Raw genomic sequence first — 21,925 nt, 5'->3', positions numbered from 1 at the left:
TAGACTAACAGCCACTTTTTTTATACGTTAGGGATGCTTACTTTTACGGGCAAAAAACTAGGCATGGCGCGAATACTTACGGGCATACAAAGTACAGGAACGCCCCATTTGGGGAATATTTTGGGTGCAATTGCACCGGCCATTGAAATGGCACAGGACCCAAAGAATGATTCCTTCCTCTTTATCGCAGATATGCACTCGCTTACCCAGATCAAAGATGGGGAACTACTACGCAACAATACCTACGCCATAGCTTCAGCTTGGCTCGCATTCGGCCTAGATATTGAAAAAACTGTTTTCTACAGACAGAGCGATGTTCCACAAACTGCCGAATTGGCCTGGTACCTCAGCTGCTTTTTTCCATATCAACGGTTGACGTTGGCCCACTCCTTTAAGGACAAGGCCGACAGGTTGGAAGATGTAAACGCGGGATTATTTACCTATCCCATGTTGATGGCCGCCGATATTTTACTTTATGATGCCGATATTGTTCCCGTAGGGAAAGATCAGTTGCAACATTTGGAAATGACACGCGATGTGGCCTCCCGGTTCCACGCCCAAATGGGCGAAACCTTTGTAATTCCCGAAGCCAAAGTTCACGAACAAACCATGTACGTACCCGGGACCGATGGAGAAAAAATGAGCAAAAGCCGTGGGAACCTCATCAATTTGTTCCAGCCGGACAAAAAGTTGCGCAAACAGATTATGGGCATTGTTACGGACAGTACTCCCATGGAAGACCCCAAGGACCCAAGCAAGGATAATGTTTTTGCCCTATACAAGCTATTGGCTCCCCAAGAGAAGGTAGAGGAAATGAGCGCCAACTATTTGGCGGGGAACTACGGCTACGGACACGCCAAGCAGGCCTTGTACGAGCTCATCGTGGAAAAGTTCGAAGAGCCCCGCGAAAAGTTCGAGTACTACATGAACCACAAAAACGAAGTGGACGAAGCCTTGGCCTTTGGAGCAGAAAAAGCCCGTAAAGTCGCCGATAAGGTATTGGCAAGGGTTCGTGAAAAGTTGGGATACTAGCCTTTCATCGTCAATTTGATACAATCGCCTTTTATTTTCTAGAAGCCTGAATGTAGTAAACTCGCTGAGTTGGACCAAACCCTAGCAAAATCTCGATTTTTAGTGGCAACTTCCCGTTGAACCACACCGAAAAACAGAGTGACTGTTCTGTTGTCGCTTGCATCGATGAGCTGTTTTTTTCAACTACTTTAATTCGTTTATGTTGCTGTTTTTCCAGATGAACGGCAGATGCTAATGCCAATTTTAAGCTGAAGAGGTGCTTCATTTTAAAAATCCTAACATTTATCAATACAACTCCTGTATCTTTTACCTGAATCCCCCTCCCTATATCAACTACACCGCCTCGAACATTTTACCGGGCAATGGTCGGATCACCCCCTTCATTTCCATGTTCAATAAAGTTGAAGAAACTTTAAAAATGGGCAGATCACACTCCACAGCAACGGTGTCCAGCAGTTGTTTTCCGTTCACTTGCAAATAAGAGTAGATTGACTGTTCTGTTTCGTCCGACTCGATGAACAGCTGTTTTTGCACCGCTTTTTCCTGTTTTTCTTCCTCAATTTCCCATCCCAAGAGGTAGACCAGCTCCGCGACAGAGGTCGATAAGTGTGCTTTTTGATATTTGATGAGGTCGTTGCGGCCCTTGCTCCATTTATCGGTCGCTCTGCCCGGCACGGCAAATACTTCGCGATGGTAGCCGTGGGCCATACAGGCAATGGTCTGTAATCCATGGTCCATTGCTGCTTTTTGAATGGCAATATCCACCCCGTAGGCCAACCCACTTACAATTACTGGGTTCAGCGGCGCCAATTCTTCAATAAATTGATTACAAAATGATGTTCCGTAGTTGGTCACGTTCCCCGTACCTACCACACTGATGACCTTTTGATTGTCCAAGTTGATATTTCCCCGTTGGAAAAGCAAAATCGGGCCATCCACGCAATGCTTCAAACGGGCCGGGTAATTATCATCCATAAAATATGTGATATCGATGTCTTCTTTGGACAGAAATTCAAACTCTTTTTGGGCTTCTTCCAAATGGACAGGATCAAAAAGACCCTTTAAGGTCATCTTTCCTATGCCATCGATTTTTAAAAGGTGATACAGCTTGTCCTCAAAAATGGCCGATTGACTTCCACAATGGGCAATTAATTTTTTAGCGGTAACATCTCCGAAATCCGGAATTTTTTGCAGCCGCAAGACCGCAATAATTTCAGGTTCAGTCATTTGATTTGGGCGTCAAAGTTGTTCACAAAATACAGATTTTCAAATGTTAATAAAAAGTTATCCGGCTTATTTTGTACTGTCTCATTTTTTGCAATATTTGTGCCTATGCGGATAGATTCATACATAGAAAAATTGTTGTTCGATTACAATTGTGTTGTAGTACCTGGTTTTGGGGCTTTCTTGGCCCACGGTAAATCCGCAGAAATTGATTTGGCAACCAATACTTTGGTGCCTCCAAGCAAGACCATCTCCTTTAACGCCCAACTTTCCAAAAATGATGGTTTGTTGGTATCCCATATTTCCAAAGAAAAGAACTTGGGGTATGAAGATATGCTTCAGGAAGTGGAAAACATTGCCAAAGATTGGAACTCCAAATTGGCACAGGGCGAAAGCATTGAACTTTTTGGGATTGGTAAGTTGTGGCACAACAGCGAGCAGCGTATCCAGTTCCAACCTGAGGAAAAAATCAACTTTTTGACATCTTCCTTTGGTCTATCCACTTTTGCTGCGACTCCTATCCAGAGAGAAGTGATCAAAGAAGAGGTGGAAGAAATGGAAGAACGCATTCCTTTTATCATCACTCCGGAGAAAAGGGAACAGACATCCTTCAGGCCTTGGTTAAAATATGCTGCCGTGTTTTTGTTGGCGGTTTCTTTGGGCGTAACTTCCTATAGCACTTATGGCGACCTTCAACAGAAAGAAGTGGCCGCTCAGCAAGATGCCCAACAGGAGGTTTCCCGTTTGATCCAAGAGGCCACGTTTTTTGAAAGTGCTCCTTTGGAGCTCCCGGCCATCAACATTAATGTGACAAAAAAGCGATTGGGCAAGCACCATGTAATTGCCGGTGCTTTCCGTGAGGAGCAAAATGCCGACAAAAAAGTAGCGCAACTCAAGGATAAGGGGTACAATGCCTTTTACTTGGGCGTGAACAAGTATGGACTTCACCAAGTGGCCTACGATAGTTTTGACGAACCTAAAGAGGCACTCGCCTTTTTAAGAAAGGTAAAAGCCGAAGATTCAAGGGATGCTTGGTTGCTTTCCGAGAAATAATCCCGCTTTCCTTTAAAACCATTCCACACTTCAATATCTTTGCGCAAAATTTAAAGGTATGCGCGCTAAAAAACCCAGTGAATCCCGCACGGTAATGACCGATTTGGTGTTGCCCAGTGAAACCAACCCCCTCAACAATCTTTTTGGCGGGGAACTCTTGGCCCGTATGGACCGAGCTGCCAGTATTGCGGCCCGTAGGCACAGTCGGCGAATCACTGTGACTGCTTCGGTGAACCACGTAGCTTTTAACAGAGCGGTGCCCTTGGGCAGTGTTGTGACCGTTGAAGCGGCCGTTTCTCGCGCATTCAATACTTCCATGGAGATTTTTATCGATGTTTGGATCGAGGATCGCTTTACGGGAGAGCGTACCAAGGCCAATGAGGCGATTTATACCTTTGTTGCGGTAGATGATACCGGGAAACCAACCGAAGTACCCGCATTAGACCCAGAAACCGACTTGGAAAAGGAACGTTTCGCTGCCGCCCTGAGGAGAAAACAGTTGAGTTTGGTGCTTGCCGGCAAAATGAAGCCTGCGGATGCTACGGAGCTCAAAGCGCTTTTTACTTCTTAATACTTAAAAAGCAAAATTATCCGGATCTGGGCCAAACCGTTTGCCTTTTTCCAATCCATCGAGCAGTTCTACGTCCTCTTTTGATAATTCAAAATCGAAAAGGTCGGAATTGGCGATAATACGTTCTTTTTTGGATGATTTTGGTATGGTGACCACTCCTTTTTGGAGGTCCCATCGCAGCACAATTTGGGCAATGGTCTTTTTATATTTTGATGCCAGTTCTGTCATAACGTCCAGATCAAAGATATTTCCCTGCATCAGTGGGGACCACGCTTCATATTGAATTCCTTTGGAGTTGCAGAAATCAATCAAGTCCTGTTGCACCAAAAAGGGGTGGAATTCCATTTGGTTGACCATAGGAACGATCTCGGCGGAGGTCAATAAGTCTTCCAAATGGTACTGCAAGAAGTTGCTCACGCCAATGGCCCGCACCCGTTTTTCCTTATATAGCTTTTCCAGCGCTTTCCAGGTTTCCTTCGAGATCTCGCCTTTGGGCCAATGCACGAGGTACAAATCAAGATAGTCGGTTCCCAAACGTTCCAAACTGGCGTCAAAAGCTTTTAGCGTCGTATCGTAGCCTTGGTCCGTGTTCCAGACTTTACTGGTTAAAAAAACATCCTTTCGGTCCACAGTGCTTTCGCGGATTCCTGTGCCAACACCTTCTTCATTGTCGTAAATGGCAGCCGTATCAATATGGCGGTAACCATGGTTCAAAGCTGCTTTTACTGCATTGATTACTTCGCTTCCATCCTCGGATTGGTACACGCCCAATCCAAAATAGGGCATTTGGACCCCATTGTGCAGTTCAAAAGATCCTTGTAAATCTGTAATTTTCTTCATAGTGTTAGAGTTGATATATCCAATCTTCAGGATTCAAACGATTGGAGTCCTTGTACAAATAGAACTTCAATTTTGTGGTACCGTCCAACCGATTGGTATTTATTTCTCCCAATGCCTCTTTGGCGGCCACTTTATCCCCTTTTTTTACGAACAGATTGGATAGGTTATAGTATGTACTGATGTAGTTTCCATGTTTTATTTGTACCCCCTTGTTCCCGCCAGGGACGGATAAAATTGCGATGACTTCACCCTCGAAAATGGCCCTTGCTATACTGCCTTTATCGGTGGTAATGGTAACTCCGTTGTTTCTGTGCTTGATTCCCGGATACAATTTATCGGCATACACACCATACCCTTGGCTTTTTATGCCTTTTTCCACCGGCCAAATGAGCCTTCCCTTGTTGGATGAAAAGTTATCCGCCAATAGTTTCGCTTCTGGTGTGAGTGCGAAGGTGGCACTGCTTGCAGAGTTTCCGGAGCCTTTATTGGAACTTGCGATTGCGCTTTTGATCATTCTTTCAATCTCACGATCAATTTTACGGGCCTCCTTTTGCTTTTCTGCTATGGCAGATGTGTATTTGGCTTCGTTTTGTTTTATACTTGTTAAAAGGCTTCTTTGTGACTCAATTTCCTTGGACAGTTCCGCCTTCGCTTTCTGATTCTCCGCAATAAGTTGGTCCTTTTCCTTTCGTTGGCGTACCAAATCCTGATTCAATTGTGTAAGCTCCTGCGTTTTTTCAACTATTCCTTCACCCTGCTTCTTACGATGCTTTGCATATTGTTGCATGTATTGGAGTCTCTTGAACGCTTGATAAAAGTTTTCTGAGGACAATAGGAACATCAAGCGGTTGTTCTGCGATTTGTTCTGATACGTTTTTTGAATAAGCTCTGCATAATCCTCTTTCAAAATCTTTAAATCTTCACGGAGCTTACTGATATTTCTAATGTTGACATTGATTTGCCTATTGAGCAAATTAGACTGTTGGTTGGTGACGCGGATCAATTCTTGACGGACGTTTATTTTGTTGTCCAATGCTTCCATCTGATCCAAAACAGTTCCCTTTTCCTTACGCTCGGCAAAGAGCAATCTGTTGATTTCCTTAATTTCTTCCTGAAGACGCTCCCGCTTGGACTCCAAAGCCTTTTGCTCACTGGTTTGCGCAAATGATTTTGCTGAGATAAAAAATATAACTATCAAACAGTAAACACAATATGAAAATTTACCTTTCATATTACTTTAATGTAATTTTATCGTATCCATTGGGCACTTTATATGGAAATGTCATGGATTTATTCAATTCCAAGTTACGAAAACTCAAATCTATCGTTGTAACCTCTCCTTTTTCCTCCGCAACTATTTTAATATCCTCGGGAAATATCTTTCCAGAAATATCCTGATAGGTATAATTTGCCATTAACTGTCTTGAGCTTGCTGGTTGGGATATTTGTTGAGTAGCTATTTTGAAGTTCTTGGGCTCTAATTGAAACAGTATCTTAAAGAATTGCTGCGCCTCTTTTGGTTTTAATTGATAGTTCCCGTTGTACACTTCCGAGTTGAACTTCTCCTTTCGTAAATCGATAACGGCATTCCCAAGAAGTAGGTTCTGTACTTTTTCGAAATTCAATTCGGTTCCAAGCATTTCGCTCAAATAGCTAAAGTCCCCATCAAAATATTCGTTCTGCAATTTATTGTAAAAGGACACTTTGTTCGGGGTAATGTGCGCCTTGACCACACCCAGTGGAGCGCTCATCCATATCACCTTGTCCTTTTCCATACGTAAACTCACATTCACTCCCTGGGAATCATCACCATTGGTATAATCAATCTTGACCCGTCCCCTAAGTGTTTTGAACTTGGGATCATTGGCATAATGGCCATTGATGATATTCTTCGCCGATAACTTTGGATTGATCTCTCCTCCTGTTATGGACTTGGTACTTTTACAAGCCCCAAGGGTAAGAAGAATCGCCATTATCATGCCGATTTTAGATATGTTCTTATATAGGTTCATTATAATCCTGAATTGATTTTGTTCAAATATTCGTTTGCTTTTTGGGTGTTTCCGATTTTGGAATATGCATCCGCAAGCTGTCTGTAGATTCTGTTCTTTAAACTATCATCCTCCAACAGGTAGTCAAGTCCGCTTTCCAAAACCTCTACTCCCTTGTTCGGATTGCCCGTGTTGTTCAGGCCCGTTCCGTAGGCGTAATAAAAATAGGGTTGCAGCGGATAGGCATCCAACGCCTCTTGGGAATCGCTCAACAGCTTTTTAAACTCGGATGCTGCAATCAATTGCTCCATTCCGGCCTTTAGCTTTGCTAACGGATCGTTCAAGTCCGTTCCGCTTTCAACGACCGGTGCTATTTCAGGTTTTCTATCTTGCTGAAGCGAGTCGTTTATTTTGCGATTTAGTTCCGATTTCAATTGCGAATTCTCTATATCGTCCAGTACCTTGGAAGCTTCCCCGTACTTTTTCATTTTAAAGAGGGAGACGGCCATGTTCTGCTGAAGCTTTTTGTTCCCGTATGGTATTTTTTGTTTTATGGTCTCAATGGGGCTTCCCTGTTTCTCCAAAATGGTCATCAAATTGTCCAAATACCAATAGTCGGTGGGTTCCGATAACAGGGCCTCTATTGCATATTCTTGGGCCTGCACATATTTTTTGTCCAGCATATATGCTTTGGCCAGTTCATAGTCTACTACACTGTTGTTAGGCTCCAGTTGCTTGCATTTTAGGAACAAGTCCACTGCCCTATCGTAGTTCTGGATACCTTTTTGTTTTAATGCTTCAAAGAAGTTTTCTTGAAACTCATCGGTATATTCTTCGAGGTAGACATCGGCACTTTCCTGTTCTTCTTGGGCATAGGTATCGTAATGCACCAAAAATGATGCTCCCATTACCATCCAAACAAGAAGTGCCTTTTTCATAACATCCTAAGTCCCCATCAAACTAAAAAATCTATTCTAAAGTTATTCCAAAACGGAATAATCTCCAATACTAATGGTCTCAAAATTACCATTGTACACTACATGGTTGCCGATCATGGCATTGTCCAGATTGGCATTGGTGATTTTACTGTTGCTCTGGATCAAACTATTCTTGATTGTGGAATTCTCCAGAACGGTATTTGCACCAACGGACACATATGGCCCAACGGTCGTATTTTTAAGGACTACATTTTCACCGATGAAACAGGGCTCTATGATGTTTGCATTCTCTTGGACAACGCTATCAGCAATCATTTTTTCGCCTTCTTTCTCCAAAAAGTCGAGCATGCGCTGGTTGGTCTCTACGGTCACATTCTTGTTCCCACAGTCCATCCATTCGTCCACTTTACCTGGAACAAATTTCATGCCCTTCTCCATCATGCGTTTGATACCGTCGTTGATTTGATATTCGCCTCCATGGGTAATATCGTGATCTAGAACGTGCTGTAGTTCATTTTTTAGTACTCCAACATTCTTAAAGTAATAAATGCCGATTACTGCAAGGTCCGATATATACTCCTGTGGCTTCTCTACCAACTCAATTATTTCGTTGCCCTCGTTCAACTGGACCACGCCATAGGTCTCCGGATGTTCTACCTGCTTTACCCAGATAACACTATCGGCGGATTTGTCCAGATCAAAATCGGCACGGATCAAGGTATCGGCATACGCGATCACCGCAGGGCCGCTCAAGGACTCTTTGGCGCTCATAATGGCGTGCCCTGTTCCCAGTGGTTTATCTTGTCTGTAAATGGATCCTTTGGCCCCTAGTTCATCTGCCAGTTCCATAAGGCTCTCCACTACATCATCACCAAAAAAGGCCGGGTCGCCCAGAATGAAGGCGACTTCCTCGATGGGTTCCCCCAACACTTTGGCAATATCGGCCACCAGTCGGTGTACGATAGGCTTTCCAGCAACGGGAATCAACGGTTTTGGAACTGTTAAGGTGTGTGGTCTTAAACGGGATCCTCTTCCCGCCATGGGTACGATTATTTTCATATAAATGCCCGCGGAGGCGGGTATCTTTTAAAGTTATACTCTATTTAAAAGGTCTCGACTGCGCTCGACCTGACATTCGTTTTTATTTGGTGCCAGTACTCCCAAAGCCGCCTTCGCCCCGATCGGTATCCGAAAGGGTCCCTACTTCTTCCCACTCGGCGCGTTCGTGCTTGGCGATGACCATTTGGGCGATGCGCTCGCCATTTTCCACGGTAAAATCCTCTTTGGATAGATTGACCAAAATGACCCCTACGTTTCCACGATAATCGGCATCGATGGTCCCGGGCGCGTTGAGTACCGTGATTCCCTTTTTTGCCGCCAATCCGCTTCGCGGTCGCACTTGAGCTTCGTAGCCAACAGGAAGCTCTATGAACAACCCCGTGGGAACAATGGCCCTTTCCAAGGGCTTTAATGTTATGGGTGATTCCAAATCCGCCCTTAAATCCATCCCCGCCGAGGCAAGGGTCTCGTAATGTGGCAGCTTATGGCCCGATTTATTGATAATTTTAATCTTCACGTTTTATAAATATGCTTCTCAGTTTATCTCCTTCCATTTTATATACTAACCCCAAAAATAACAAAAGTAGTATGCTGCCGGCTATTAAATTTCTATTAAAAACATAGAACGAAAGTATTGAGAATACAAGAGAAACCGAAAGATAGAATACGATTTTACGCATGTTGTAGGGTATGGGGTAGTACTTTCTTCCAAAATAATAGGACAAGGCCATCATGCTGCCATAGGCAGCTAATGTAGCCCAGGCCGAAGCCATATAGCCTGCTTTGGGAATAAAAACAAAGTTTATGGCCAGTGTAAGCGCCGCTCCTACGGACGAGATATAGGCCCCGAACCTGGTCCTATCCGTCACCTTGTACCAAACGGACAGGTTATGGTAGATTCCCAAGCAAAAACTTGCCAGAAGTATAATAGGAACCACATCCATGGCATCCCAAAATGCTGCATCCCTTACCAATAGTCTCTTCAAGGGGTCTATGAAGACCATCACCCCTAAAAATATAAGGCTTCCCATGATTACAAAGTAATTGGTGATTTGGGCATACGCCTTTTTTGGATTTTCGGTGTTGGCATGACTGAAAAAGAACGGTTCTACACCCAAACGGAAAGCAGTTCCGAACAGCGTCATGAATACCGCCAATTTGTAACAGGCCGAATATTTTCCGATTTCTGCCTTGGCTATATCCTGGGGCAATAATCGGTCCAACAGAATACGATCGAAGACTTCGTTCACGGTAAATGCCATACCTGCCATCATTATGGGCAGGGAATATTTGAGCATTTCCTTCCACAACTGTTTATCGAATCTATATTTGCTATCAAAATAGATGCCGCTCACCCACAAAAAGGCTACCCCACTGGAAATGACATTGGCGATAAAGACATATTCAATTTGAAAATCGGGTCTGTATATTTTAGACCATAATGATGGTCCATTTTCTGCCATTTCTGGTAAGAGAATCAGGAAAAAAATGTTGAGAAACAAGTTGATGGCAACGCTTACGACCTTTACTATGGAATACCTCAAGGGCCTTTCATTCGCTCGGAGCCAAGCGAATGGCACTATGGCCAACGCATCCAACACCAAAATTAGGATAATATAGATGATCAGGGACTCTTGAACATCGATTACCGACGCAAAGGTTTCCTTGAACATCAACGCGACCGCAAAAAAGATGGAAGAGGATACCAATAAGGAAATCAACGAGGTGGAAATCACAAGCTCTTTGTTCTGATGCTTGTTGAAAAATCGGAAAAATGCTGTTTCCATACCGTAGGCCAGCACTACGTTAAAAATAGCAAACCATGAAAATATGACGGAAATCTCGCCATAGGTTTCCGGGTCCATTACCGATGTATATAAGGGCACCAACAAAAAAGATAGCACCCGTGGCAACACTGTTGCCATACCGTAGATGAACGTTTGTTTAAAAAGCCTCTTAAGTGGATTCAATAGCTGTTGCTTCTTTAAAGACCTTGATTAGGTGGCTACAAGTTACGTAAAAGCCGTTACTAGCTAAACCTTATTATCCTAAGAAAAACAAAAAGGCCACCGAATCGGTGGCCTTTCATTATGTAAAATATTGTACTTCTAATTGTTCAACGCCTCTGCTATTGGACATTTAGCCTCACTTTGGTTCGGCTTAATTGTTCAACGCCTCCGCTCCACCAACAATTTCGAGGATTTCGTTGGTAATCGCTGCTTGACGTGCCTTGTTGTAGGTCAATTTTAGTTCGTCCCTAAGTTCGGCAGCATTATCGGTCGCTTTGTGCATCGCCGTCATACGGGCACCATGCTCACTGGCAAAAGAATCCCTGATGGCCTTGAACAATTGCGTCTTCAAGGATTTAGGTATCAGTTCTTTTACGATTTCCACTTTGGATGGCTCAAAAATGTAATCCGCTGCAATGGCTTGATCACCTTCTGCACCAACAATGGGCAAGAACTGTTCTGTCATCACTATTTGTGTAGCGGCATTCTTGAACTTGTTGTACACCAATTCAATTTTGTCATAATCACCTTTGGTGAACAAACGCATCAAAAGCTCGGCAATCTCGGCAACATTCTCAAAGGTCAGATCATCATATACCTTGCTTTGGTCGCCCAAAATGGTATGCCTTTTTCTAAGGATGTCATGACCTTTTTTACCAATGGTGTAGAAGTCAACATGTTTTCCTGGGTAGGTGTTGGACACCAAATTGTTGCTCTGCTTGATGATGTTGGAGTTGAATCCACCACAAAGTCCCCTGTTGGAAGTAATGGCAACCACCAAAACTTTTTTCACTGGCCTTTTGTCGGCGTACTCACTTCCTCCGTCCCCTTCCAAACTGGCACTAAGCCCTTGCAAGAGCTCGGTAAGTTTATCGGAATACGGACGCATCGCCGTGATAGCATCCTGAGCCTTCTTCAACTTGGCAGCAGACACCATTTTCATGGCACTTGTAATCTGCATCGTTGATGAGATGGATGATATCCTGTTACGTATTTCCTTTAGATTCGCCATATTCTATTTTGTCATTCCGCACTTATGCGGAATCTTTTTTGTTATGGATTCCTGCAGTACCCTTCGACTTCGCTCAGGGTTCTTCAGAAATGACAATTGTTATGCCTTGTACTTGCTTGAAAGGTCTTTACAAACAGCAGTCAATGTATCGGTTACCTCGTCGGTCAATTTACCGGCTTTAAGGGTGTCCAACACATCTCTGTGCTTGGCGTTCAAGAACTCCAAGTAATCTTTTTCAAATTCTTTTACCTTGTCAACCGGTACATTCCTTAACAGGTTCTTTGAACCTGCAAAGATAATAGCTACTTGATCTTCAACGGTAAATGGGTCGTTCTGACCTTGTTTCAAGATCTCCACGTTTCTACGTCCTTTTTCGATAACGTTCAGTGTAGCGGCATCCAAATCGGAACCGAACTTGGCAAAGGCTTCCAATTCACGGAACTGCGCCTGGTCAAGCTTTAAGGTACCTGCCACTTTCTTCATGGATTTGATCTGTGCATTACCTCCCACACGTGATACGGAGATACCCACGTTGATCGCAGGACGAACCCCTTGGTTGAACAAGTCCTGCTCCAAGAATATCTGACCATCGGTAATGGAGATTACATTGGTAGGGATATATGCGGAAACGTCACCTGCCTGCGTCTCGATAATTGGAAGTGCTGTCAACGATCCACCTCCTTTTACGATAGGCTTCAAGGATTCCGGAAGATCGTTCATGGTCTTCGCAATTTCGTCATCCGCAATCACTTTTGCAGCGCGCTCCAATAACCTGGAGTGCAAGAAGAAAACGTCACCAGGGTATGCTTCACGTCCTGGGGGCCTTCTCAAAAGAAGGGATACCTCACGATATGCTACTGCCTGCTTTGACAAGTCATCATAGATGATCAATGCCGGACGCCCTGTATCCCTAAAGTACTCGCCGATTGCCGCGCCGGCAAAGGGAGCATATACCTGCATTGGAGCAGGGTCGGAAGCGTTAGCGGCGACTATAGTGGTATAGGCCAAAGCACCTTTCTCTTCCAAAGTCTTGGCAATGGCGGCAACCGTTGATGCTTTCTGACCTATGGCAACATAGATACAATACACCGGTTCACCCGCATCATAAAATTCTTTTTGGTTCAGGATGGTATCGATACAAACGGTTGTTTTACCTGTTTGCTTATCCCCGATCACCAACTCCCTTTGTCCACGTCCAACGGGAATCATGGCGTCGATTGCCTTGATACCTGTTTGCAACGGCTCGTTCACGGGCTGTCTAAAAATTACACCTGGAGCTTTACGTTCCAAAGGCATTTCGTAAGTCTCGCCAGCAATCGGGCCTTTACCATCGATGGGTTTTCCCAAGGTATCGATTACACGGCCAACAATTCCTTCACCAACGTTAATGGATGCAATACGCTCTGTTCTTTTTACCGTAGTGCCTTCCGTAATCTCTTTGGTCGGCCCGAGCAGTACCACACCTACGTTGTCCTCTTCGAGGTTCAAGACGATTCCCTGCATTCCACCATCAAACTCCACCAACTCGCCGTATTGTACATTGGCAAGTCCATATACACGGGCAATTCCATCACCAACCTGTAATACGGTGCCTACTTCATCCAAAGAAGCGGATGCCTCGAAACCTGATAACTGTTTTTTCAAAATTGCTGATACCTCAGCGGCTTTTACTCCTGCCATTTTTATAGACTATTTGTAAATTCTCTTTTTAATCCGTTCAATTTGTTTGCGATGCTGGCATCGTATTGGGTGTCGCCCACCCTAAGTACAAATCCCCCGATGATGCTCTCATCGATTTTGCTCTCAAGTGTTACCTTGTTTCCTGTTGCCTTGTTGACCGTATCCAAGATTTTCTTCTCCAAATCGGATGTCAATGGAACGGCGGTGGTTACATAAGCTACCTCTTCGCCCTTCAATTTTTCATGAAGGATGATGTATTTATAGGCCACTTCTTGTAACATGGCAATTCGTTTGTTACTTATTAAGGTTTGAAGAAGCCCCTTTGTAATTTCGTTGGCTCCTTTGAAGATCTCCAACAAACTGTTCTTCTTCACTTCCGACTTTATGATCGGGCTCTCCAACAAATGTTGAAGCTCCACGTTCTCGGAAATGGTCGCAGCTATCTCCCGCATGTCTTTTTCAACGGCATCGGCCGCTTTGCTTTCGACTGCGAAATCCAAGGTTGCTTTTGCGTAGCGTATGGCTGCCCTGTTTTGGTTCATGTTCCTTAGTTCAGTTTAATATCGCCCAACATGTCCTCGACCAACTTTTGTTGCTTACCTTTTTCGGACAGTTCTTCCTTGATTACTTTTTCGGCAATTTCCAAAGATAAGCTCGCTACCTGCGCTTTGATATCGGCTACGGCTGCTTTCTTTTCGCTCTCTATGGTTGCCTGGGCCTGCTTGATCATCTTATTCCCCTCTACCTGAGCCTGCTCTTTGGCCTCGGAGATAATGCTTGCTTTTATATCCCTTGCCTCTTTAAGCAATGCATCCCTTTCGGCTCTCGCTTCTTGCAACAGTCTTTCGCTGTCGGCTGTTACGTTCTGCATTTCTTTCTTTGCAGCTTCTGCAGCTTCAAGTGCGCCTTTAATGCCTTCTTCACGTTTTTCAACTGCTCCAAGGATGGGTTTCCATGCATACTTTCTAAGCAAGAACAAAAGAGCGACAAAAAGCAACAATTGCCAGAAAAACAACCCGAAGGAAAACTGTTCGATTAACTTTTCCATTTATCTTAAAATATGAATTCTTTAAACTCTATCACTTTAAAATCAATGAAGGGCCATAGCCAACCGCTATGGCCTTCATCAATGTTTTAACGGTTATTAAGCTGCAAAAAGAGCTGCGAAACCGATACCTTCAATAAGGGCTGCCGCAATCAACATTGCTGTTTGGATCTTACCAGAAGCTTCTGGTTGACGTGCAATGGCTTCCATTGCCTGTCCACCGATTCTACCGATACCCAATCCTGCTCCGATTACGATCAAACCAGCACCTACGATGTTTGGAATTGTCATGATATATGAATTTAAATATTAAACGTTCTACTATTAATTAATGATGGTCTTCTTCCACCGCCATACCAAAATATAGGGCGGACAACATAGTAAAAATATATGCCTGCAATGCCGCCACCAACAGTTCCAACAAAGAAAGTGCGAATGCCAACAAGAAGGACAATGGGCTTCCTATCCAGTTCTTAAATATGAACATCAGCCCGATAATACTCATTAATACCACGTGACCTGCGGTGATGTTGGCATACAAACGGATCATCAATGAAAATGGCTTGATGAACGTCCCCAACAATTCGATGGGCGCCAATATAATCTTCATGGGAACCGGTACGCCGGGCATCCAAAAGATGTGCTTCCAGTAGTTCTTGTTCCCCGTAAAAGTTGTGATAAGGTAAGTGATCATCGCCAAGGCAAAAGTAACGGCAATATTGTTGGTTACGTTTACCCCAAGTGGGGTAAGCCCCAATAGGTTGATGACCCACACAAAGAAGAATACGGTAAGCAAATAACTCATGTATTTTTTGTACTTGTGCTCCCCAATATTTGGAATGGCAATCTCATCACGAACAAAAAGTACCAAAGGCTCCAAAAACCTTCCGACACCTCTTGGCATGGTGCTCTTCTGATATCTTTTCGCCATGGAACGGAAAACCAAGAACATCAAAAGCGCAACGGCCATGATAAAAACAACATTTTTGGTAATGGAGAAATCCAGTGGCTTTTCGTTGGTCGGATGGGCATCATCCACTACCAAATCCTCGCCAAAAGCATCCTCGGTATGGGTTTCGTCTCCGTGATGACCACCAAAATTAATGGTTCCCTCGGCATCGGTCTTGTATATTTTGTTGTGATAAAGTGCGTAGTGATTTCCATCCACTTCAGCTACGGCCTCCCCATGCTCAAACTGTGAAGAAGAAAAAACCTTGAGTCCATTGTCCCAAAGAATCACAGGAAGCGGGAATCCGATGTATTTGTGCTCTCCTTCATCCGTAGTGTAGGAATACAGATTGAAGTCATACGAATCCAACAAGTGATGATCGATATATTCCTTGATTTGGGTCTTTAAATCATGCGCACCGGTTTCAACTTCTTCTCCCTCATGATTTTGGGCCGATACAAATCCCGCAATTAAAAAAATTACGGCAACTAGTTTTTTACTGAAAAAAGAATATCGCATATGATCCAACTATGGGTCCTCAAAAATTGGTGCAAAAATACATTGCTCCTTCAAAAGAAAAAAGCTTTTTCGGGTATTATTTTTTTCTTTGTTTTTTTTGAAGAAAATCCACCCTTTGTTACACAGTATTAAGCAGTTTCACCAAAAAGTAGGTTTCCAGAACGAGCGCAAATCCATAGGGTACAAAGAACACAAGGAACTCCAAACGCTCCAGAGTGCCGTCCAAAATATAGGAGGGGTATAGAAAAATGAAAAAAAGTGCAAACTTTAGAAGACTCCCCCCTAAAAAAAAGAAGCCGAGCAAGTCCCTGTATTTGTTCCTGAAAATGTAAATGGCGAAAAAAACGATCAAAGCCATTATCAGGTTGAGCACATAGCTCTTTATAATATGTAGTGAGTGCGGGTCATGGCCCTTGCCCTCCAAAATCCATGACTGTGCAAAGAACAAGGCTATTAATCCCACTAACAAAAGGAAAACAAATCGAATAGGGTAAGTCCTTAACTTCAATCGTTGATTTTTTTGACCTGTTGAATTACCAAATATATGGAAATACCAACCGCAAGTACCGTGCAGATGGGCAAGAATACCCTTTCCGTCCGAAAATGACCATCCAGCCATTTACCGCCCCATACGCCCAAATAAATGACAACGCCCATTTGAATGGCGGAACCAGACAAACGGGCGGCTGTATTGATTGTCTTTTTATACTTTTTAGGAGGCTTTTGCTGGCTCATTCTTTGTGGTTGACTGCATTTTGGTTGCGGATGCAGATGCAGCACCCTTGCCCATGGTACAGGCGGCATTAAAGGTTGCCCCGGGTTCCACGGCCAATTTTGCTACGCTTACGGTACCTTCGATATATGCAGAAGATTTTAGGGAAAGAAGGTCCTTTACATGGAGCTCACCATTGAATTTGCCTTCGATATCAGCATTCACGCACTCTACCTTTCCGTTGATATAGCCATCCTTTCCGATAACGACCTTACCGGACGTGGTCACATTGCCCTCCAGTTTGCCATCTATTCTAAAGTCGGCTTCCGAAGTAATATCGCCTTTTATTTTAGTGTTCTTTTCAATTCTGTTGGGCTGCCCGCCAAATTCATTCATAGGTCGTGGTTTTTTGTTGTCAGAAAACATAGTGTTCTAGGGTTTTGGGGATTAAAATTGTGCTTTGTACGATTCCAAATTCTTATGGACCTGTATGATTTTATAATTGTCGGATAAAACTACAAAATTCTCATCTTTAATGAGGTAGTCCTTATTGTTTTTTATAAGCTCAGCAAAGCCCAGGGCGAAATCTTGGGATGGAAACCCATGTACCACCACAAACTCATCTTCCAAATTATAGATGTCCTTGGATATAATGTTCTTGTAATTTAGTTCGTCCACCACCTCGACCAAACGGTTTTTGAGCTTGGTCGCATTTTCATCATTCTTGATCTTGAACGGAAAAACCACTTTCCAGTTTCCTGCTCCTGTGGAACCTGTTTCTGGGGAAAACTCCTTGGTCTCCAATTTGGGAAGTTGCTCCTCTACCATCTGTTCGGCCTTTTTGCCCTCGGGATTGTTGGGATAGGTGAGTGCTACATAGTTCAAAGCTTCCTTAAAGGGTTCAAAACCTTGCAAACGGCCAATGGCGTTCGCTTTTAGCATCTCGAACTTGGGCACAATGGGATCTCCCGTAAATTGGTTGATATATTCTTCCGATTGGGTAATAACTTCCAAAAATTGCTGCTGTTCATACTTTTTGAACAAGGCCGCATACCTCGCATCAGGACTATCCGTATTTCCGTCAAGTACAGCCTGTGGGTTCAACAAAATTTCTGCGTAACGTGTATCCGGGTGATCGGTGATGATGTTCTGTTTCATGTCCACGGCCAATGGGCTTCCGGATTCCTCATAAATCTTGTACAGATTATATTTTGATGGCAAAATCAAGCGCTCTTCGGGATTGGAGGACAGTACGCGCTCCAATTTGGCAGCGGCCAGCATATTGTCCTTGAACTTCTCTTTATAAATCAGACCCAATTGATAATTGGCGAAGTTGCGTTCACCCTTCAAACTATCGATAACGGCCACATCGGTGGGCACTTGTTCCAAATAATAGTCGACTGAATATTTTTGGTCCTCGGTCAACACTTCTTCGTTGGCAGCAATCTCCTCTCCCGTTGCTTCGGAAACCAAGGTTTTGGATTTGTTGCTCCAGCGCCAATCGTCCTCTAAATTCCTTGTGCCCCAACGGGTCTTAAAATCGTTTCTGCCGTGGCCCAGACTGGTAATGTTATAGAAATAGAACTTTCCCTGATTCTCTTTACCGCCCTTACTGTTGGCAAACGTAGCAAAACCGGCATTGGTACGTTCCAGTTGTTTCACCGCCTCCGCTTCTTCAATGCGTTTCATCTCGGCAATATAATCCTCAAAATAAGCGGTTCGTTCTGCAACGGGCATTTGGTACAATGTAATCACACTATCGGCGTGCTGAACGATATCCTCATATTTGATTACATCCTCTAGGTTGTCCAGTTTTTTACTGATGCTGCGATGCTTTCTTGTGTTTTCGTTCAGGTTGGTCAAAGTACTATCGTAGTAGGAACCGGCCAATCGATATTCGTCCTTATCAAAATAATAGTCTGCCAAACTTTGATAGTTCAAGGCGAACAACTTGCGTTCTCCTTGGGTCGCCTGAATCGATTTGTTATAATAAACCAAGGCCAAACTATCCTCTTCGTAGGCCAAATGATAATCGGCCACTTGACGGTAGATCTTGTCCAGAAATGGTCGGTTCTCCCTATTCTCTTCTAAATCGGTGAGATATTCCAGCATTTCTTCCCGGTTCCCCTCCGTAAGTTCGGTGTTCTGAATTTTCTTTAGGTGCGCATTGATCATATACACCCGTGGCGATTTACGATTGAGCTCAATGACCTTGTTGTAGGCGTAGTTGGCACTATCCTGATGCCCCAATTGGTCGTACAACTGCCCAATGATGAACAGGTATCTTCCTTTTTCGGGATTCTTTTTGGTGTACGCCTGGGATATTTTTAATTTTTGAATGGCGGTATCGGGCGCGTTCAAGTTGATATAGCACTGGGCGAGAACCGCATTGGCATCGGCATATTCCTGGTCCTTCAGCTTTTCGTATTTGAAAAGCCGCTTCAAGTTTTTAATGGCCACTTCGGGGTTGTCCAACCGCATGTTGGTTTTTTCCCTCCAAATGGTGGCTTCGTTCAATTTGTCGCTCTTGCTGTACTTTCTAAGGATGTAGTTGAAAGATTCCAGCGCGGGAATATAGCGTTGGTCAAAATATCTGGACTTCCCCAACAAAAAGAATGCTTCATCGATCTGTGGATTGCGCTCCTCGTCCTTGATGTCCATGCTGTGCTTTTGGATGGCCTTGGTGGCCTTTTCCTCTGCAATAAGAAAGTTGGGATTGTTGTCCTCGGAGTCCAGTTTTATCTCATCGGTCACCTTGAGTCGCTCCACGGGAAGGATTTCCCAATAGTCGTCCCGATAATTGGCATTGATTTCTTCCAGCCCTTTTTGAAAGGCCAGGTTACCGTTGTACAAGGTATTGAACTCGGTATTGATGGCGTGCCAATTTCGGTTGATGAACTTGTCCTTTTGGGTGGAACAGGCATTGAATGCAAGTCCTCCCAAAACCATGGCGCCTAAAAATGTATGATGAAGCTTCAAAATTATCGATAATCTTGTGTAACCTTAAACTCAAAAATGAGCGGATTATTATAAGGCTTATCGATAAAATGCAAGAATTTTAATGTCAATTTTCAAACATTAACCTGCAAAGAAGGCTTCGAGTTCCTTCATGGTTTCCGCAGAGGTATGGATATCCTTCACAATTTCGCCCTTGTTGAGCACCACGATCCGTTCGCAGACTTCGGTTACGTGGATCAAATCGTGACTGGATACCAGTACCGTCACGCCTTCTTTGGCGGCCAAATCCTTAATGATTCCCTTTAATCGGATTTGGGTGGTCGGGTCCAAATTGGCAAAAGGCTCGTCCAAGATCACCACTTCGGGGTTGCCGATAAAGCTGGCCACAATGCCCACTTTCTTCTGGTTTCCTTTGGAAAGGTCCCGCAAATACTTTTTCTGGCCCAAGATCTCATCGTGAAAGAAATCCTCAAAATTGGACAACAGGGCATCCACATCGGCCTTGTTCCTGCCGCGCAGCTCCCCGATAAAGTAGAAGTACTCTTCGGGAGTGAGGTACCCGATCAAGAAGGTCTCATCGATAAAGGCAGAGGTAAAGGGCTTCCAATCCTCGCTCTGGTCCACTTGCACATCTTTATTGATGATATGGCCGGATGAGGGCTGGATCAAATCGAGCAACAAACTGAAAAGCGTTGTTTTCCCCGCTCCATTGTTCCCGACCAGGCCAAAGCTCTGTCCTTTGGGAATCTCCAAGTGGTCAATGTTCAAAACGGTGTTCTCGCCGTAGGTCTTGGTCAAATTATGAACTGTGATCATGTTTTTTATATTAATGGTGTGTTATTTCTGTTTGTATGCCAGTAAAGTTTTGTACTTCTCTTTTTTATAAATGCCCTCGATCATGGTGAACACTTTGTTCTTGAAAACGAATCCGAGCAGTCCAAAAACGGCCACAAAAATGTATCCGGCCATCGGGTTGATCAAAAAGTGGCCAATGGCGTAAATACCAATGGGCAATACCAATTTTGGTAAAGTGAGCAGAAGCGTTTTTGCGTTAAAAGCCTGCTTGTCTCCAAATGCCTTTTTGTTAGATGTAAGATCTATCGGCGTTTTGACGTAAGCTCCGCCCCAAAGCACCAGATAGCTGTTGATTCCAATGTTGTAAATGGCCCCTACCAAAACGGCAGCATAGGCTTCCCATCCAAAATAGATATAGAAAGTGGCCAAAATGGTGGATATAATGGTCGCAATGATCACCAAATACCATTTTGAGGAGAGGTATTCGCGGTATTTAATGTTTTGGCTCATCATCAAGGGGTAATAACTACTGTCCCAACTGGGCACATACTGCCCAAAACTGAACAGGAAGCCGCCGGTAACGAATATCCCTGCAAAAATCTTCCAGAAAGGACCATCGTAAACTTCCAAAGCTCCGGTAAAAAACAGGAGGCCGTAAAATATGAAGAAGGCGCCTGCAATTACGGCAGAACGTGATCTTTTGTTTCGTTTTATCAGTTTGATGTCGTTCTTCAGGAAGGTTCCCAAATTCCCAAAGCGGTCCAACCATTCCAGGTTCTCGGTCTTGGCCTCGGTCTGTTTCTTGGCCAAACCGCCATCCAGATACATATGTTTTTTAAAATAGGCAAAGGCCCCATAGTACAATCCTACCAAAATCAACCAAGGGATAATCGCCGTCCAAGGGATGTCGTAGAAAAAATCGAAAATTGGACCGGTATAGATGGTAATATCAAACCATTGGTAATACTGTGATGCCCCCGCAACAATGAACAATGCCGCAATGACATAAAAAACCACATTCTGGTTGTTCACCATTACATTGATAAAGTTGTTGCAGTAAATTATGGCCATTAATGCCAGATGCCAACCTACGACTTGCAAAGGTGGATATCCCTCCACAAGTAAAACTATACTAAACGGAATAAAGAAGAAGGCATGTGCAAGGTTAAAGAAGGATATTACCGTTTTTCCCAATGAAAAATTGACCACTTTGCTCTTGTTAATGGGCAAATAGAGCAATGGTTTAATGTTGGTGACGGGCATTTTTTGCAGCATGTACCTAAACACTAGGTCAAAGGCCAAATAATAGATCATAAACTGATTGACAACACGAAGCGGATCCCCGATTTCCATTTCCTTGATCAGGAAAAAGGCACCGACACCCATTCCCAGGAAAACCACAACAAAGTATAGGGCCCCCAAGGCCATCAATATCTTAAACCAGATCTCGGTCTTAAAAGTGGCTGACCTAAAAAAAGACTTCCATTGGAGTCCAATAAAATGTTTGAGCATGGTTGGCGTTTTTTTTTGTTGGTGTC

The 21,925-nt window shown here is 43.8% G+C and carries 23 protein-coding genes; 3 read left to right on the top strand and 20 right to left on the bottom strand.

Annotation, left to right across the window (positions count from 1 at the left end; translation table 11 throughout):
• Positions 1 to 63 precede the first annotated feature (63 nt).
• Positions 64 to 1,032: a tryptophan--tRNA ligase gene (gene trpS, locus K1F36_RS04205; protein WP_220112675.1), complete on the top strand. Its 969-nt coding sequence runs from the start codon at positions 64 to 66 to the stop codon at positions 1,030 to 1,032.
• 333 nt (positions 1,033 to 1,365) lie between these two features.
• On the opposite strand, the gene K1F36_RS04200 is transcribed toward trpS, so the two are convergent.
• A complete protein-coding gene (locus tag K1F36_RS04200) occupies positions 1,366 to 2,259 on the bottom strand; it encodes a DNA-processing protein DprA (protein WP_220112674.1) in 894 nt (297 codons plus the stop codon).
• 105 nt (positions 2,260 to 2,364) lie between these two features.
• Between K1F36_RS04200 and K1F36_RS04195 the strand changes: the two genes are divergently transcribed.
• The gene (locus tag K1F36_RS04195) at positions 2,365 to 3,309 is read left to right on the top strand and encodes an HU domain-containing protein (protein ID WP_220112673.1); all 945 of its coding nucleotides are present in this window, start codon (positions 2,365 to 2,367) and stop codon (positions 3,307 to 3,309) included.
• A 58-nt stretch (positions 3,310 to 3,367) separates the two neighbouring features.
• Positions 3,368 to 3,880 carry an acyl-CoA thioesterase gene (locus K1F36_RS04190; protein WP_207031266.1) on the top strand — a complete coding sequence of 171 codons (513 nt, stop codon included), beginning with the start codon at positions 3,368 to 3,370 and terminating at the stop codon, positions 3,878 to 3,880.
• A 3-nt stretch (positions 3,881 to 3,883) separates the two neighbouring features.
• On the opposite strand, the gene K1F36_RS04185 is transcribed toward K1F36_RS04190, so the two are convergent.
• The 19 genes from K1F36_RS04185 to K1F36_RS04095 all read right to left on the bottom strand — a co-directional run bounded on the left by K1F36_RS04185 (position 3,884) and on the right by K1F36_RS04095 (position 21,899).
• Positions 3,884 to 4,720: an aldo/keto reductase gene (locus K1F36_RS04185; protein ID WP_220112672.1), complete on the bottom strand. Its 837-nt coding sequence runs from the start codon at positions 4,718 to 4,720 to the stop codon at positions 3,884 to 3,886.
• A gap of 4 nt (positions 4,721 to 4,724) precedes the next feature.
• Positions 4,725 to 5,951 carry a murein hydrolase activator EnvC family protein gene (locus tag K1F36_RS04180; RefSeq protein WP_220112671.1) on the bottom strand — a complete coding sequence of 409 codons (1,227 nt, stop codon included), beginning with the start codon at positions 5,949 to 5,951 and terminating at the stop codon, positions 4,725 to 4,727.
• A 1-nt stretch (position 5,952) separates the two neighbouring features.
• Entirely contained in the window at positions 5,953 to 6,732 is a 780-nt protein-coding gene (lolB1, locus tag K1F36_RS04175) for a lipoprotein insertase outer membrane protein LolB1 (RefSeq protein WP_220112670.1), read from the bottom strand.
• A complete protein-coding gene (locus K1F36_RS04170) occupies positions 6,732 to 7,649 on the bottom strand; it encodes a tetratricopeptide repeat protein (protein WP_220112669.1) in 918 nt (305 codons plus the stop codon). Before K1F36_RS04170 ends, lolB1 begins: the two co-directional genes overlap by 1 nt.
• Before the next feature lie 42 nt (positions 7,650 to 7,691).
• Positions 7,692 to 8,708 carry a sugar phosphate nucleotidyltransferase gene (locus K1F36_RS04165; RefSeq protein ID WP_220112668.1) on the bottom strand — a complete coding sequence of 339 codons (1,017 nt, stop codon included), beginning with the start codon at positions 8,706 to 8,708 and terminating at the stop codon, positions 7,692 to 7,694.
• Between the two features lie 82 nt (positions 8,709 to 8,790).
• Positions 8,791 to 9,225 (bottom strand): dUTP diphosphatase, encoded by a 435-nt coding sequence (dut, locus tag K1F36_RS04160; protein WP_220112667.1) that lies wholly within the window; start codon positions 9,223 to 9,225, stop codon positions 8,791 to 8,793.
• Positions 9,215 to 10,678, bottom strand: a complete 1,464-nt coding sequence (locus K1F36_RS04155; RefSeq protein WP_220112666.1) for a lipopolysaccharide biosynthesis protein — start codon at positions 10,676 to 10,678, stop codon at positions 9,215 to 9,217. Before K1F36_RS04155 ends, dut begins: the two co-directional genes overlap by 11 nt.
• Positions 10,679 to 10,868: 190 nt before the next feature.
• Positions 10,869 to 11,729 (bottom strand): ATP synthase F1 subunit gamma, encoded by an 861-nt coding sequence (gene atpG / locus K1F36_RS04150; RefSeq protein ID WP_220112665.1) that lies wholly within the window; start codon positions 11,727 to 11,729, stop codon positions 10,869 to 10,871.
• Positions 11,730 to 11,828: 99 nt separating this feature from the next.
• Positions 11,829 to 13,409 carry a F0F1 ATP synthase subunit alpha gene (gene atpA, locus K1F36_RS04145; RefSeq protein WP_220112664.1) on the bottom strand — a complete coding sequence of 527 codons (1,581 nt, stop codon included), beginning with the start codon at positions 13,407 to 13,409 and terminating at the stop codon, positions 11,829 to 11,831.
• Positions 13,410 to 13,411: 2 nt separating this feature from the next.
• Positions 13,412 to 13,951, bottom strand: coding sequence for an ATP synthase F1 subunit delta (gene atpH, locus K1F36_RS04140; protein WP_207031246.1), 540 nt, complete (start codon positions 13,949 to 13,951; stop codon positions 13,412 to 13,414).
• Positions 13,952 to 13,956: 5 nt separating this feature from the next.
• Positions 13,957 to 14,457, bottom strand: a complete 501-nt coding sequence (locus K1F36_RS04135) for a F0F1 ATP synthase subunit B (RefSeq protein ID WP_207031245.1) — start codon at positions 14,455 to 14,457, stop codon at positions 13,957 to 13,959.
• 96 nt (positions 14,458 to 14,553) lie between these two features.
• Positions 14,554 to 14,745 carry an ATP synthase F0 subunit C gene (atpE, locus tag K1F36_RS04130; RefSeq protein WP_053970734.1) on the bottom strand — a complete coding sequence of 64 codons (192 nt, stop codon included), beginning with the start codon at positions 14,743 to 14,745 and terminating at the stop codon, positions 14,554 to 14,556.
• A gap of 37 nt (positions 14,746 to 14,782) precedes the next feature.
• A complete protein-coding gene (gene atpB / locus K1F36_RS04125; protein ID WP_207031243.1) occupies positions 14,783 to 15,922 on the bottom strand; it encodes a F0F1 ATP synthase subunit A in 1,140 nt (379 codons plus the stop codon).
• 118 nt (positions 15,923 to 16,040) lie between these two features.
• Entirely contained in the window at positions 16,041 to 16,430 is a 390-nt protein-coding gene (locus K1F36_RS04120; protein WP_220112663.1) for a hypothetical protein, read from the bottom strand.
• Positions 16,427 to 16,657: an AtpZ/AtpI family protein gene (locus tag K1F36_RS04115; protein WP_207031240.1), complete on the bottom strand. Its 231-nt coding sequence runs from the start codon at positions 16,655 to 16,657 to the stop codon at positions 16,427 to 16,429. Before K1F36_RS04115 ends, K1F36_RS04120 begins: the two co-directional genes overlap by 4 nt.
• Positions 16,635 to 17,060 (bottom strand): bactofilin family protein, encoded by a 426-nt coding sequence (locus K1F36_RS04110; RefSeq protein ID WP_220112662.1) that lies wholly within the window; start codon positions 17,058 to 17,060, stop codon positions 16,635 to 16,637. The genes K1F36_RS04115 and K1F36_RS04110 overlap by 23 nt, the downstream gene beginning before the upstream one ends.
• Positions 17,061 to 17,081: 21 nt before the next feature.
• Complete coding sequence (gene porW / locus K1F36_RS04105) at positions 17,082 to 19,613, bottom strand: type IX secretion system periplasmic lipoprotein PorW/SprE (protein ID WP_470295094.1); 2,532 nt, start codon at positions 19,611 to 19,613, stop codon at positions 17,082 to 17,084.
• Between the two features lie 99 nt (positions 19,614 to 19,712).
• A complete protein-coding gene (locus K1F36_RS04100; protein ID WP_220112661.1) occupies positions 19,713 to 20,408 on the bottom strand; it encodes an ABC transporter ATP-binding protein in 696 nt (231 codons plus the stop codon).
• A 21-nt stretch (positions 20,409 to 20,429) separates the two neighbouring features.
• Positions 20,430 to 21,899, bottom strand: coding sequence for a DUF5687 family protein (locus K1F36_RS04095; protein ID WP_220112660.1), 1,470 nt, complete (start codon positions 21,897 to 21,899; stop codon positions 20,430 to 20,432).
• Positions 21,900 to 21,925: the final 26 nt, after the last annotated feature.

Origin of the sequence: Flagellimonas abyssi (assembly GCF_019457905.1) — a bacterium.
Lineage (GTDB): Bacteria > Bacteroidota > Bacteroidia > Flavobacteriales > Flavobacteriaceae > Flagellimonas > Flagellimonas abyssi.
The sequence above is the reverse complement of the archived record's forward strand: the minus strand, read 5'-3'. Positions and strand labels throughout refer to the sequence as shown.

Bases quoted from the DNA above. Each gene is read 5' to 3' on its own strand.
- K1F36_RS04165 (WP_220112668.1), bottom strand. From the start codon at position 8,708: ATGAAAATAATCGTACCCATGGCGGGAAGAGGATCCCGTTTAAGACCA.
- atpE (WP_053970734.1), bottom strand. From the start codon at position 14,745: ATGACAATTCCAAACATCGTAGGTGCTGGTTTGATCGTAATCGGAGCA.
- K1F36_RS04115 (WP_207031240.1), bottom strand. From the start codon at position 16,657: ATGAGCCAGCAAAAGCCTCCTAAAAAGTATAAAAAGACAATCAATACA.
- K1F36_RS04095 (WP_220112660.1), bottom strand. From the start codon at position 21,899: ATGCTCAAACATTTTATTGGACTCCAATGGAAGTCTTTTTTTAGGTCA.
- K1F36_RS04110 (WP_220112662.1), bottom strand. From the start codon at position 17,060: ATGTTTTCTGACAACAAAAAACCACGACCTATGAATGAATTTGGCGGG.
- K1F36_RS04200 (WP_220112674.1), bottom strand. From the start codon at position 2,259: ATGACTGAACCTGAAATTATTGCGGTCTTGCGGCTGCAAAAAATTCCG.
- atpB (WP_207031243.1), bottom strand. From the start codon at position 15,922: ATGCGATATTCTTTTTTCAGTAAAAAACTAGTTGCCGTAATTTTTTTA.
- K1F36_RS04185 (WP_220112672.1), bottom strand. From the start codon at position 4,720: ATGAAGAAAATTACAGATTTACAAGGATCTTTTGAACTGCACAATGGG.
- atpA (WP_220112664.1), bottom strand. From the start codon at position 13,409: ATGGCAGGAGTAAAAGCCGCTGAGGTATCAGCAATTTTGAAAAAACAG.
- atpH (WP_207031246.1), bottom strand. From the start codon at position 13,951: ATGAACCAAAACAGGGCAGCCATACGCTACGCAAAAGCAACCTTGGAT.
- atpG (WP_220112665.1), bottom strand. From the start codon at position 11,729: ATGGCGAATCTAAAGGAAATACGTAACAGGATATCATCCATCTCATCA.
- lolB1 (WP_220112670.1), bottom strand. From the start codon at position 6,732: ATGAACCTATATAAGAACATATCTAAAATCGGCATGATAATGGCGATT.
- K1F36_RS04190 (WP_207031266.1), top strand. From the start codon at position 3,368: ATGCGCGCTAAAAAACCCAGTGAATCCCGCACGGTAATGACCGATTTG.
- K1F36_RS04195 (WP_220112673.1), top strand. From the start codon at position 2,365: ATGCGGATAGATTCATACATAGAAAAATTGTTGTTCGATTACAATTGT.
- K1F36_RS04100 (WP_220112661.1), bottom strand. From the start codon at position 20,408: ATGATCACAGTTCATAATTTGACCAAGACCTACGGCGAGAACACCGTT.
- K1F36_RS04180 (WP_220112671.1), bottom strand. From the start codon at position 5,951: ATGAAAGGTAAATTTTCATATTGTGTTTACTGTTTGATAGTTATATTT.
- K1F36_RS04135 (WP_207031245.1), bottom strand. From the start codon at position 14,457: ATGGAAAAGTTAATCGAACAGTTTTCCTTCGGGTTGTTTTTCTGGCAA.
- K1F36_RS04170 (WP_220112669.1), bottom strand. From the start codon at position 7,649: ATGAAAAAGGCACTTCTTGTTTGGATGGTAATGGGAGCATCATTTTTG.
- trpS (WP_220112675.1), top strand. From the start codon at position 64: ATGGCGCGAATACTTACGGGCATACAAAGTACAGGAACGCCCCATTTG.